12 protein-coding genes and 1 tRNA gene are annotated in these 12544 nt (G+C 66.0%); 7 read left to right on the top strand and 6 right to left on the bottom strand.

Features of this window, described 5'->3' with window-relative positions:
- The first annotated feature begins 33 nt into the window (after positions 1-33).
- Together L1892_RS06315 and L1892_RS06320 are read left to right on the top strand one after the other, a co-directional pair.
- Entirely contained in the window at positions 34-858 is an 825-nt protein-coding gene (locus tag L1892_RS06315) for a serine hydrolase domain-containing protein (RefSeq protein WP_235722703.1), read from the top strand.
- Between the two features lie 126 nt (positions 859-984).
- Positions 985-1503 (top strand): DUF3145 domain-containing protein, encoded by a 519-nt coding sequence (locus L1892_RS06320; protein ID WP_235722705.1) that lies wholly within the window; start codon positions 985-987, stop codon positions 1501-1503.
- A gap of 162 nt (positions 1504-1665) precedes the next feature.
- On the opposite strand, the gene L1892_RS06325 is transcribed toward L1892_RS06320, so the two are convergent.
- From L1892_RS06325 to aceE, 6 genes are all read right to left on the bottom strand, one after another.
- Positions 1666-3117, bottom strand: coding sequence for an acyl-CoA carboxylase subunit beta (locus L1892_RS06325; protein WP_235722706.1), 1452 nt, complete (start codon positions 3115-3117; stop codon positions 1666-1668).
- A 25-nt stretch (positions 3118-3142) separates the two neighbouring features.
- The gene (locus L1892_RS06330) at positions 3143-4414 is read right to left on the bottom strand and encodes a KasA/KasB family beta-ketoacyl-ACP synthase (RefSeq protein WP_235722708.1); all 1272 of its coding nucleotides are present in this window, start codon (positions 4412-4414) and stop codon (positions 3143-3145) included.
- Positions 4414-4716, bottom strand: a complete 303-nt coding sequence (gene acpM / locus L1892_RS06335) for a meromycolate extension acyl carrier protein AcpM (protein WP_160901079.1) — start codon at positions 4714-4716, stop codon at positions 4414-4416. The genes L1892_RS06330 and acpM overlap by 1 nt, the downstream gene beginning before the upstream one ends.
- Before the next feature lie 168 nt (positions 4717-4884).
- Positions 4885-5793: an ACP S-malonyltransferase gene (locus L1892_RS06340; RefSeq protein WP_235722709.1), complete on the bottom strand. Its 909-nt coding sequence runs from the start codon at positions 5791-5793 to the stop codon at positions 4885-4887.
- Positions 5794-5988: 195 nt separating this feature from the next.
- Positions 5989-7260, bottom strand: a complete 1272-nt coding sequence (locus L1892_RS06345) for a PucR family transcriptional regulator (RefSeq protein ID WP_235722710.1) — start codon at positions 7258-7260, stop codon at positions 5989-5991.
- Between the two features lie 71 nt (positions 7261-7331).
- Positions 7332-10148, bottom strand: a complete 2817-nt coding sequence (gene aceE, locus L1892_RS06350; protein ID WP_235722712.1) for a pyruvate dehydrogenase (acetyl-transferring), homodimeric type — start codon at positions 10146-10148, stop codon at positions 7332-7334.
- 256 nt (positions 10149-10404) lie between these two features.
- Between aceE and L1892_RS06355 the strand changes: the two genes are divergently transcribed.
- From L1892_RS06355 to L1892_RS24640, 5 genes are all read left to right on the top strand, one after another.
- Positions 10405-11022 (top strand): Rv2240c family protein, encoded by a 618-nt coding sequence (locus L1892_RS06355; protein WP_235722794.1) that lies wholly within the window; start codon positions 10405-10407, stop codon positions 11020-11022.
- A gap of 108 nt (positions 11023-11130) precedes the next feature.
- The gene (locus L1892_RS06360; protein ID WP_160901083.1) at positions 11131-11562 is read left to right on the top strand and encodes a DUF3052 domain-containing protein; all 432 of its coding nucleotides are present in this window, start codon (positions 11131-11133) and stop codon (positions 11560-11562) included.
- On the top strand, positions 11559-12077 hold the full coding sequence (locus L1892_RS06365) for a peroxiredoxin (protein WP_235722713.1): 519 nt from the start codon (positions 11559-11561) through the stop codon (positions 12075-12077). Before L1892_RS06360 ends, L1892_RS06365 begins: the two co-directional genes overlap by 4 nt.
- Before the next feature lie 87 nt (positions 12078-12164).
- Positions 12165-12239: transfer RNA gene (locus L1892_RS06370), tRNA-Val, on the top strand.
- A gap of 158 nt (positions 12240-12397) precedes the next feature.
- Positions 12398-12520: a hypothetical protein gene (locus L1892_RS24640; protein WP_266062913.1), complete on the top strand. Its 123-nt coding sequence runs from the start codon at positions 12398-12400 to the stop codon at positions 12518-12520.
- Positions 12521-12544 lie beyond the last annotated feature (24 nt).

Here is a 12544-nt window from a genome sequence, read left to right on the forward strand (position 1 = left end):
GTAGCGACAGAACGCGGCGGTACGCTGGCCGCTGTGTCGTCTCTGGATTCGTTAGCACAATGGCCGGTCGACAACGTTGCGGCCGCAATCATCACGCCGAGTGGGGTCACCGCGCAGTACGGGGACCCCACTCGCGTGTTCGAACTCGCCTCGGTCACCAAACTCCTGGTCGCGCAAGCCGTGCTGCTGGCGGTGGAGGAGGAGGCCGTGGCCCTCGACGATCCGGCAGGCCCGCCGGGCGCCACCATCGCGCATCTGTTGGCTCATGCCTCGGGGCTCGACTTCGCCAGTCGCGACGTCGTTGCGCCCCTTGCGACGCAGCGCATCTATTCGAGCGCCGGGTTCGAAGTGCTCGCCGAGACGGTGGAGGCCGCGACCGGCATCGGCTTCGCGGAGTACCTGCGCCAGGCGGTCTGCGAGCCGTTGGGTATGTCGTCGACCCAATTGGCCGGGCCGGCCGGTCACGGCGCCCGATCCTGCGTCGCCGACCTCGCACGGTTCGCGGCGGATCTGCTGTCGCCCCGGCTGGTGTCTGCCGAGTCGGCGGCCCGGGCGGTATCGGTGCAGTTCCCGGGCCTGGACGGGTTCGTCCCGGGCTACGGAAAGCAGCGGCCCAACGATTGGGGCCTCGGATTCGAGATCCGGGGCCACAAGACGCCGCATTGGACCGGCGAGCAGAACTCGCCGCAGACATTCGGTCACTTCGGTCAGACCGGTACGTTCCTGTGGGTCGACCCCGAACTGCACGCAGCGTGCGTCGTGCTCGGCGACCGCGATTTCGGAGCCTGGGCCAAGCCGCTGTGGAGCGAGTTCAACGATTCGGTTGTCGACGAGATTCGGTCTCGATCTCGAACCTGAGAAAGCACACCAGAAACTGGCGCAACACGGGCACCATGGGGCACAATTGACCACACAAGTGTGATATCCGGATTCGCGAGGTGTGTTGGGGAAGACGTTCCTCGTCGAGACCGGAGGTGAAACAAGGTGCGCAATCTGAGTCAGTTTGCGGACATGACGACTGGAGTGGTGTACATCCACTCGGCGCCGGTGGCGCTGTGCCCGCATGTGGAGTGGGCTCTGTCGTCGACCCTGAATGCGCGGGCCAACCTGAAGTGGTCCGCGCAAGAGGCCGACCCCGGGATGCAACGTGCGACCGTTGACTGGACGGGGCCGGTCGGTACCGCCGCACGTCTGGTGACCGCTTTGCGCGAGTGGTCGGGCCTGCGGTTCGAGGTGACCGAGAACGCCAGTGACGGTGTCGACGGTGAACGCTTCTGCTACGTACCCGGACTAGGGCTGTGGCGCGGTTCGACGAGCGCCAACGGCGACGTCGTGATCGGCGAGATGCAACTGCGTGCGCTCATCGAGCGTCAACCCGACAGTGTCGGACTCGCGGGCGAACTCGAGGCGGCGTTGGGCACTGCGTGGGATGACGCGCTGGAGGCCTATCGCATGGGTGGCGCCGGCGCCGAGGTGACCTGGTTGCAGCAGCGGGTGGGGTAGGCACACCTCTGCTATCGAGTAGGTGACGAGCGGCAGCGAGGAGCCGTATCGAGATCTCCAGCTGGACAGGTGATCTCGATACGCGTTCTCGCTGTCGCTCGCCCGCTAATCGATCGTCGGTGGGGCGCTCCGGGGGTTCCTCAGGGATCGGGTTGGGCCGGGTCAGAGCGGGATGTTCTTGTGCCGGCCGCGACGTGCGGGTGCGGCGGCGAGTGCCTCGGCGATGCGGCTACGGGTGGTGGCCGGGTCGATGACATCATCGACCACACCGATCGACTGGGCGCGACCGACACCACCGGCGATGGCCTCGTGTTCGGCAGCGAGACGCTCGTGCAGCGCCTCACGCTCGTCGTCGGGCGCTGCGGCGAGGGCCTTCTTGTGCAGGATGCCGACGGCGGCTTTGGCGCCCATGACGGCGACTTCAGAGCCCGGCCAGGCGAACACGGCAGTCGCGCCGAGCGCGCGGGAATTCATCGCGATGTAGGCGCCACCGTAGATCTTTCGGGTCACCAGGGTGACCCGAGGGACGGTGCATTCGGCGAACGCGTGCAGCAGTTTGGCGCCGCGGCGCACCACGCCGTTCCATTCCTGTCCGACGCCGGGCAGATAACCGGGGACGTCGGTGATGACCACCAGCGGAACGCCGAATGCATCGCACAGGCGCACGAACCGCGATGCCTTCTCCGCGCTCTCGGAATTCAGGCAACCGCCCATCCGCAGCGGATTGTTGGCGATCACACCGACGCTGCGGCCGGACAGTCGGCCGAACCCGACCACGATATTCGGTGCCCACTTGGCCTGCAGCTCTTCGAAACTGGAGATCTCGGTCTCGCCGTCGCCGGCGAGTTGTGTGTCGAGCAGATCCCGGAGGACCGGATGCACGTCGTATGCGCGCCGATTGGACTCGGGGAGAAGGGCTTTGAGATCAGTGTCGCCGGCGCGTGCCTGTTCGAGATCGAACTGGCCCTGCCGGCCGAAGGTGGATACGAGTCGGCGGGCCCGCCAGTATGCGTCGGGCTCGGAATCGGCCGTGATGTGGCTGACCCCGGATTTCTTACCGTGCGTCAGCGGCCCGCCGAGGGACTCCATGTCCACCGATTCGCCGGTGACACTCTTGACCACGTCGGGACCGGTGACGAACACCCGGCCCTCCGGGGCCATGATGACCACGTCGGTCAGCGCCGGACCATATGCAGCGCCACCGGCCGCGAAGCCGACGACCACCGAGATCTGTGGGATGTATCCCGACGCGCGAACCATCGCCTCGAAGACACCGCCCACGGCGTGCAGGGCCTCGACGCCTTCGGCCAATCGGGCACCGCCGGAATGCCAGATCCCCACGACGGGGGCCTGTTCGGCGATGGCGGTGTCGATCGCGTTGACGATGTGGGCACATCCCACCACACCCATGGCACCGCCCATCACGGTGCCATCGGTGCAATAGGAGACGGTGCGAATGCCGTCGACCGTGCCGATGGCTGCCTGCACACCTGATTTGTCGCGGGTGTGCAGCAGCGACATCGAGCCTTCGTCGAAGAAGTTGGTCAACCGCAACAGCGGATCACGGGGATCGGCTGTCTCCTCATGGCCGACGATGGGGGCCACTGTGGTCATCGCAGTCTCCTGTGGTGTCGGGAGGTCAGTAGCGACCGAAGGCGAGGGCGACGTTGTGCCCGCCGAATCCGAATGAGTTGTTCAACGCGTAGTCGATCTGCCCGTGACGGGCCTCACCGGCGACGACGTCGATGTCACATTCGGGATCCTGGTTCTCCAGGTTGAGCGTCGGCGGGATCACGCCTTCCTCGACACTCTTGATGGTGATCACGGACTCCAGCGCCCCGACTGCGCCGATGGAGTGTCCGAGAGCCGATTTCGGTGCGTACACCGCGGCCTGCTGCCCGATGGCGGCCTTGATGCCGGCAGCCTCGGCGGTGTCGCCGATCGGCGTGGACGTCGCGTGCGCGTTGATGTGGGTGATGTCGGTCTTGGTGAGACCGGCGGTCTGGATTGCCCGGGTCATCGCGCGTGCGTTGCCTTGGCCGCTGGGATCCGGAGCCACCAGATGGAACCCATCGGAGGTGATCCCGGCACCGAGCAGGCGCGCGTGAATGTGTGCGCCGCGAGCCTTGGCGTGCTCCTCGCGCTCGAGGATCAACATGGCGGCGCCCTCACCGAACACGAAGCCGTCGCGGTCCTTGTCGAACGGACGTGACGCACCCGCCGGATCGTCGTTGCGTGTGCTCATCGCCCGCATCATCGAGAACGCAGCGATCGGAATCGCGTCGATGTGACCTTCCACGCCACCGGTGACCACCATGTCGGCGTCGCCCATGACGATGTGCCGCCACGCGTGCGCGATGGCCTCGGCACCCGACGAGCAGGCTGACACCGGGGTGATCACACCGGCCCGTGCACCGACGTTGAGGCCGGTAACGGCCGCCGGGCCGTTGGGCATGGCCATCGAGACGGCCAACGGGGATACCTTGCGGTAGTTGCCGGAGGACTCGATCGCCTTCACCGCGTCGACCATCGCGTCACCGCCACCCTGACCGGTGCCGAGTACGACCGCGAGACGGTCGGGGTCGACCTCTGGCTCGCCGGCCTGAGCCCACAAGCGCTTGCTCATGACGTGGGCGATGCGCTCGACGTAGGCCATCCGGCGTGCTTCGACCCGGGTGACCTCATCAGCGGGATCTGCCAGCAGGCGTCCACCGACGCGGCACGGCAGTTCGCCGTACTTGGTGACGAAGTCGTCGGTGAGTTCGCGGATACCGGTCTTGCCGTCGAGCAGGCCTTGCCAGGTGGAGTCGAGGTCGACGCCGAGCGAGGTGGTGGCCACCATGGAGGTGACCACCACACTCGGGAAGTTCCCGCCCAGCGTGGAGTATTCGCGGAGGGACGGAGAACTCATCAGTTCTGGTCTGCCTCGACCTGGGCCTGGATGGCGGCAGCAGCCTCGGGGTTCTCGGCCTCGAGCTTCTGAATGTAGGCCACGGCGTCGCCGACGGTGCGCAGACCGGCGAGGTCCTCGTCGGGGATCTTGACGCCGTACTTGTCCTCGGTCTGCACCGCGATCTCGACCATCGACAGCGAGTCGATGTCCAGGTCGTCGACGAAGGACTTCTCCATGGTCACCTCGGACGGCTCGATGCCGGTGACTTCCTCGATGATCTCGGCGATGCCGGCAATGAGTTGTTCCTGAGTGGCGGCCACTGTGTGGCTCCCTTCTGTGTCGAACTTCTGGGTTGACCATCTGGGTCGACCCATGGGGTGACTGATCGGTGCTGATGCAGCTCCGGAGCACGCGCGGGCGCCTGCCCATGCGTGCTTGGACTACCGGGGGTCCGGTTATCCGGGGGTCACGGCGTCACGCCGCGACCGCTATCCAAGTTCGGTGATGGTGTCGAGGCCGTCGGGGTCCTTGAGCGCCGACGTCGGCGTTCCCTTCAGCTCTCGCTTGGCAATGCCCGCCAACGTGCCAGCCGGCGGCAGCTCGACGATGGCAGTGGTGGACTGCTCGCGCATGAAGGCCGAGCACAGGTCCCAGCGCACCGGCTTGGTCACCTGGGCGACCAGCTTGGTCAGCGCGTCCGCGCCGTCGGTGACCGGGCGGCCGTCGGAGTTGGACAGCAGGGTCCGCACCGGATCGGCAGGTGTGATGCTCGCCGCCGCCTCGGCGACGGCGTCCTGGGCCGGCGCCATGAATCGGGTGTGGAAAGCGCCGGCGACCGCGAGTTTGCGGATGCGCGCCTTGGCCGGCGGGGCGGCGATGAGTTCGTCGATCGCCTCGACCTTGCCCGCGGCGACGATCTGTCCGGCAGCGTTGCGGTTGGCCGGGATCAGATCGAGCTCGTCGAGGCGCGCGAGCACCTCGGCTTCGTCGCCGCCGAGGACCGCCGCCATGGTGGTGGGCTCCATCGCGCAGGCCTTCGCCATCTCCGCGCCGCGGATCGCCGCCAACGTGACCGCCTCGTCGGCGCTGATCACACCGGTGATCGCGGCAGCAGCGAGTTCACCGACCGAGTGGCCGCCGACGATGGCGTCGGCGGGCAGATCGGTGCGTTTGCGGTACTCGTCGAAGGCGAGCAACGCGGTGGCGACCACGAGCGGTTGCGTCACCGCGGTGTCGGTGATCTCCTCCGCGGTCGCGGTGGTTCCGAGCCGCTCGAGATCGAGTCCCGTCAGCTTCGACCACGTGGCGAGTTGGTCACGCGCACCCGCGAGTTCCAACCACGTGGTCAGCATCCCTGGTGTCTGAGAGCCCTGGCCGGGCGCAAGCATCGTGAGCACGTGACCAGAGAACACCGTCGGAGCCCATTTTGCGGGTGTTGAGGCCCATGAACCTTGTGGCTTTGATTTGTAGGGTTCCCACAAAGTTCATCGAAGGGGTACCTGGTTCGTCATCACTCCGAGATGCGTTATGAAACCGTGTCCTGATGACCTTGATCTGCGAAAACGCGAAAACCGGACTGTGGCTGATGTGACCTATGTGGCGTGAGAGGGTGATTCGTTTTGCAAGTGTGTCAATCGACCCACAGTGCCCGCGATCCTCAGTACATACGCGTCGCGGGGGTTTGTCGGATCGCGACCTGTGATTTCCGCAATTTTCTTCAGTCTGTAACGAACGGTATTTGGATGGATATACAGAAGGCGGGCGCAACTCTCGACCGATCCGCCGGAGTCGAGATACGCCTCCAGAGTCGCGTTCAACGTGCTTCCGCCTTTGGCCAACGGCTGTACCAACTGGTCGTTCAGCGCGGACATCGCCGTGGTGTCTCCGTTCAGGGCGCGCTCGGGCAGTAGTTCGAGGCTGTGCACGGGCCGAGGCGCATTGGGCCACCCCACCACGGCCGTGATCCCCGACATCGCCTCATCGGCGCTGGTGTGTGCACTGCCCAGGTTGGGCATGGTGGGGCCGATCACCACCGGGCCCTCGGCGAAGTGGGTGAGCAGCGCCGTCACGAACCGCTCGGTCGGCCGGATGCTGCCGCTGACGATGGCCACCAGGAACTTGCCCTGCACCACCGACAGCGCCGATCGGTCGAACTGTTTGGCCGTGTTGTGGATGGCCAACGGCACCGACACGTTCTGCTCCGGTGGGGGTATGCCGACGATGACGGTCGCCGGTGCGTCGGAGTCCCAGTTGAGGGCGGCGGCCCGCGAGAGCAACTGCGGTCCCGTGTCACCACGCACCACTGCGTCCACCACCAAGGCCTCCAGCCGGGAATCCCAGGCGCCGCGCGACTCGGCCGCCGAGGCGTAGATGGAGGCGGCGGCAAAGCCGATCTCACGGCCGTAGCGCAGCACCGATTCGGTCAGCGCACGTAGCTGCGCGTCGTTGCGGGCCAGCAGGGGCAGCCACTTCTCGAAGAATTCCATGGCCACGCGGACCATCTCGACGGTTTGCAGCAGGGTGATGCGCCGGGCCAGATCCTGTGGGACCACCTGGAAGGCCTGCACGGTGAACTTGACGTTGCCCTCGGGGTCCTGAATCCACTCGACAAAGTTGACCACCGCGGTCTGCACCACCAACTGCACGCTGGCCCGCTGGGCGGCATCGAGGTCACCGAAGTAGGGCAGCTGGTCCTGCATGGAATGCACGGCCTCGGTGGCCAGGCGACCGCTGTACTGTTTCACGCGCCGCAAGAGCGTGTCGGGAAGCGCATCGTGCACCGTCGCCGGTGCCGGGACGTGCGCCCCCCGTTCGCCGAATACGTCGGCCGGCGGTGGCTCAGGGTTCAGCGGAGCGTCGGTCACCACTTCAATCTATGCCCTCGGCCACGCACCGATCCGCAGACGGTGAGTGGCCGAGGACATCGATGGGCTGATCAGGCGACCCCGGGGTCGCTCGTCTGCTCGGGTGCGGCTGCCACATCGGTGATCTGGTAGCGATCGGCAGCTTCCTGGGCGACAGTGAACGGGATGTTGTTGTCGCGTGCCAGGCCGACCAACACCCCGACCACGATCGACTCCGCGTCGACGTTGAAGAACCGGCGTGCGGCCGGACGTGTGTCGGAGAAGCCGAACCCATCGGTTCCCAGGGTGAGATAGGTGCCCGGCACGTAGGCGCGGATCTGTTCCTGCACCGCGCGCATGAAATCGCTGACCGCGATCGTCGGGCCGACCGTCTGACCGAGCACCTCGGTCAGATACGGCTGTGGGTGCGCCGTGTTCGGTTCGCGGACACCGAGCCGGTCGGCCTCGACGCCGTCACGGGCCAGTTCGCTCCACGAGGTCACCGAATAGACGTTGGCGCCCACATCCCACTCGTCGGCGAGGATCTCGGCCGCGCGCAAGGCATCCGGCATGGTGACCCCGGACACCAGGATATTGGCGTAGAACTTCTTGCCGTCGGGCGCCGGCTGGAACCGATAGATGCCCTTCAGCAGCCCGGCGACGTCGAGGTTTTCCGGCTGGGCCGGCTGCGAGATCGGCTCGTTGTAGACCGTCAGGTAGTAGTAGATGTTCTCTGGGTTCTCGCCGTACATACGCTGGAGGCCGTCGGCGACGATGTGGCCGAGCTCGAACGCGAAGGCCGGATCGTAGGAGACGACCGCTGGGTTGGTTGCGGCCAACAGCGGGGAATGACCGTCGGCGTGCTGCAGACCCTCACCGGTCAGCGTGGTGCGACCTGCCGTCGCGCCGATGACGAACCCGCGGGTCATCTGGTCACCTGCGGCCCAGAAGCTGTCGCCGGTGCGCTGGAAGCCGAACATCGAATAGAAGATGTAGAGCGGGATCATCGGTTCGTCGTGGGTGGAGTACGACGTGCCGACCGCGGTGAACGAGGCCGCCGACCCCGCCTCGTTGATGCCCTCGTGCAGGATCTGGCCGTCGGTGGCCTCTTTGTAGGCGAGCATCAGCTCCGCATCCACCGAGGTGTACAGCTGTCCGTTGCGGTTGTAGATCTTGAGTGTCGGGAACCACGAATCCATGCCGAAGGTACGTGCCTCGTCCGGAATGATCGGCACGATGCGGTCGCCGATCTCCTTGTCGCGCAGCAGGTCCTTGAAGATGCGGACCAGCGCCATGGTGGTGGCCACCTGTTGTTTGCCCGAGCCCTTGCCTGCGGTTTTGAGTGCCCGGCTCACGTCGGGTTTCAGGGCCTTTGACTTTGTCCGGCGGGCCGGCAACGAGCCGCCGAGCTGCTTGCGGCGGTCCAGCATGTACTGGATCTCCGGTGCATCCATCCCGGGGTGGTAGTAGGGCGGCAGATAGGGGTCCTTTTCCAGCTGCTCGTCGCTGATCGGGATTCGGGTGGAGTCGCGGAAGGCCTTCAGATCATCGAGGGTCAGCTTCTTCATCTGGTGCGTCGCGTTGCGCCCCTCGAAGTGCTTGCCCAGTGTGTAGCCCTTGATCGTATGGGCGAGGATCACCGTCGGCTGGCCCTTGTGGGCCATCGCCGAGGCGTAGGCGGCGTGGATCTTGCGGTAGTCGTGACCGCCCCGCTTGAGATTCCAGATGTCGGCATCGGAAAGCTCCTTGACCAGCTCCTTGGTGCGGGGATCCCGGTTGAAGAAGTGTTCGCGGACGAAGGCGCCGTCGTTGGCCTTGTAGGTCTGGAAGTCACCGTCGGGAGTGGTGTTCATCAGGTTGACCAGGGCGCCGTCGCGGTCGGCGTGGAACAGCGAGTCCCATTCGCGGCCCCACACCACCTTGATGACGTTCCAGCCGGCGCCGCGGAAGAACGATTCGAGCTCCTGGATGATCTTGCCGTTGCCACGGACCGGACCGTCGAGCCGCTGCAGGTTGCAGTTGATCACGAAGGTGAGGTTGTCGAGGCCCTCGGTCGCGGCGAAGCTGGCGAAGCCGCGGGACTCGGGCTCATCCATCTCCCCGTCGCCGAGGAACGCCCACACGTGCTGATCGGAGGTGTCCTTGATGCCCCGGTCGTGCAGGTAGTGATTGAAGCGCGCCTGATAGATGGCGTTCATCGGTCCGATGCCCATCGACACCGTCGGGAACTGCCAGAACTCCGGCATCAATCGTGGGTGCGGATACGAGGGCAGACCGCCACCCTCACCGGCGTGGCTGTGCTCCTGGCGGAACCCGTCCATCCGGTGTTCGTCGATGCGCCCCTCGAGGTATGCGCGAGCGTAGATGCCGGGGGAGGCGTGGCCCTGGATGAAGATCTGGTCGCCGCCGCCCGAATGATCGAGTCCGCGGAAGAAGTGGTTGAAGCCGACTTCGTAGAGGGCCGCCGACGACGCGTACGTGGAGATGTGACCGCCGACGCCGACACCGGGACGTTGGGCCCGATGCACCATGATCGCCGCGTTCCAGCGCAGCATGGCGCGGAACCGGCGCTCGACGTCCTCGTCCCCGGGGAACCAGGGTTCGCTCTCGGTCGGGATCGTGTTGACGTAGTCGGTCGAGGTCAGTGACGGGATGGACACGCGCTTCTCGCCTGCGCGTTCGAGCAGTCGCAGCATCAGGTACCGGGCGCGCCCGGGCCCGGCGTGATCGAGCATGTCGTCGAAGGACTCGAGCCATTCGGCGGTCTCGTCTGGGTCGATGTCGGGCAGGTACGAGGCGACCCCTTCACGGATCACCCGGACACGGTTACGACCATCGCCGTTGGCGCCCTCGGCCGGCTTCTGCGAGCCCGACTCCTTGGTCGTCGTGTGTTCTGCCTGTTCGGTCACTGTGATGCCTACTCCCTCGGTCGGCCGAACACGGTGGTGTCCGGCGTGCGATGACACGGGGCCGCTCCCATGATGTCGGGACCACGGCGTCCCCCTCTTATCGTGCCGCATGTCACTACGGTTGGCACCGGGTGGGCGAGGTTGTCGCCGGATGGCTGCCACCCGCTGCGACCTGCGGTAGCGTTTCGGTGTTTGTTACTGATGAGTCAGGAGAGCGATGCGGGGCGACGGTGATCATGGGGTCACGCGCACGACGATGAGTCGGGTGCGTAGGTCGTCGATCGCGGTCGGGATCGTCGTCGCCGCGGGCTTCGGGACCGCGGGTTGCGCGACACCGATCGACGGCTCGGGTTCCGCCGCGCCCGGCCAGGTGGCCGCCTACCAGGCCGAATTGTCGGCCTCGGTGGCGTCGTCGATTCGGCAGGACGGCGTGGACCTGTGTCGGGAAGCCATGTCGTCGATGGTGGTGATGGTGCGCGGCTACAACGCGTTCGTCCAACGTCTCAGCGAGGTGCACAGCTACGACCGGGTGGGTGACCTCGACGACCGGGCGCGCGCCAGTCTGATCGCGGGTTCGGACGTGATCCGTGGGCATCTCTCGTCTGTCACACCCGAGGACGTGGCCGATCCGACCGCGCAGTTCCTCGACTCCACCGGACGACTCGGTGACGCCATCGCCAAGCGGCGGTTGACCGGCCTCAACCCGATCGCGGCGGAGTGGACGAAAGACAAGAACCTCGTGTTGGACAGGTGCGCGCAGTACCTACCGCTGCCGCCGACCTCCGACGCGTCGCCGGCTCCGGCGCCCGGGTCGGGTGCGCCGCAGACGGTTGCGCCCCCTTCGACGGCGCCATCGGCCCCGGCGACGCCATGACGGGTGACGACCTGGTGTCCGCATACCCCTGTTCGGGTTGCACCCCGAGCATTTAGGCTGTTCTCTAAGCTGACAGTCGAATACGCATTGGCAGGGAGGTCACACGCGGTGGTAGCCGCCACAGAGTCCAGCAGCGCTGGGGACAATAGCGCCCACAAGCTCGGATTCACGTCTGGCATGGTCGTGCAGGAACTCGGTTGGGATGAGGACACCGACGACGAGTTGCGGGCCGACATCGAGGACGTCATCGGTGAGGAAATGCTCGACGAGGACGCCCAGGAAGTGATCGACGTGGTCGTGCTCTGGTGGCGCGACGGTGACGGTGACCTCGTTGATGCGTTGATGGATGCGATCGGACCGCTGGCCGATGACGGGTACGTCTGGGTGTTCTCACCCAAGACCGGAACCGATGGTCACGTCGATCCCAGTGAGATCGCCGAGTCCGCACCGACTGCGGGGCTGACTCAGACCAATGTGCTCAGTCTGGGGAGATGGTCGGGATCACGGCTGGTTCAGCCCAAATCCCGTAAGCGCGCATGAGTAGCGAGGTCGCCGAACAGCCGACGTCGCCGCTGGAAGTGGGGGAGGCAGCCCCGGACTTCGAACTGCGTGATCAGAACAATCAGCGCGTCTCGCTGTCCCGGCTGCGTGCCGACGGGCAGGTGCTGCTGGTGTTCTTCCCGCTGGCGTTCACCGGCACGTGTCAGGGCGAACTGGGCTACATCCGAGATCATGAGCCGAGCTTTATCCACGAGGGGTTGCGGACCGTCGCGATCTCGGTGGGGCCGCCGCCGACGCACAAGGTGTGGTCCTCGGCGCAAGGGTTCTTGTTCCCGATCCTCTCGGACTTCTGGCCGCATGGCGAGGTCGCACGATCGTACGGGGCCTTCAACGAGGTCTCCGGGTACGCGAACCGGGCCACCTTCCTCGTGGATCGGGACGGCATCATCCGATTCAGCGACATGCTCGAGCCCGGGGAGGCGCGCGATTCTTCGCTGTGGGACAAAGCGTTGCTCGCCGTGGCCGAGGACGGAGCGGCCCCGTCGCCGCGGTGACGGGTCGGCCGGTTTGGGCTCTGACGAGATACCCATTACATTCATGAGTTGGCGTCCGGCGGTAATCAACTAGCCGGATCGTCACTTGCGCGTATAGCTCAGCGGTAGAGCTCTGGTCTTACACACCAGCGGTCAGGGGTTCGAATCCCTTTGCGCGCACCACCGCGGATGTGTCGTCGAGCGGTCGTGTGAAAAGGGCGCCGCGGGCAGCGCGCCGGAACCTTAAGAGCCGCGCCGGGACTCGCCGAGATGTCGAATGAATTGATGAAGGTCCGGCGCGCCCGACACTCGATCCGCGGACGTTGTACGAGACTTTCCACGTGCGAATGATCAACGCGCGGCGCGCGATTGTCGCAGCAGGCAGCGCAGCGCTCGGGGTCGGCATCGTCGGGAGCGCGACGCTCGGGAGTTCGCTGCTCCCGGCTCTGCTGTTCGCCAGCTGATCCATCCGCGAGGCCGCGCCGAGT

Source organism: Gordonia tangerina, from assembly GCF_021556435.1.
Lineage (GTDB): Bacteria > Actinomycetota > Actinomycetes > Mycobacteriales > Mycobacteriaceae > Gordonia > Gordonia tangerina.

What these genes read in the sequence shown, in the direction of transcription:
- L1892_RS06325 (WP_235722706.1), bottom strand. Translation starts at nt 3,117, where the DNA reads ATGACCACAGTGGCCCCCATCGTCGGCCATGAGGAGACAGCCGATCCC.
- L1892_RS06330 (WP_235722708.1), bottom strand. Translation starts at nt 4,414, where the DNA reads ATGAGTTCTCCGTCCCTCCGCGAATACTCCACGCTGGGCGGGAACTTC.
- L1892_RS06355 (WP_235722794.1), top strand. Translation starts at nt 10,405, where the DNA reads ATGAGTCGGGTGCGTAGGTCGTCGATCGCGGTCGGGATCGTCGTCGCC.
- L1892_RS06365 (WP_235722713.1), top strand. Translation starts at nt 11,559, where the DNA reads ATGAGTAGCGAGGTCGCCGAACAGCCGACGTCGCCGCTGGAAGTGGGG.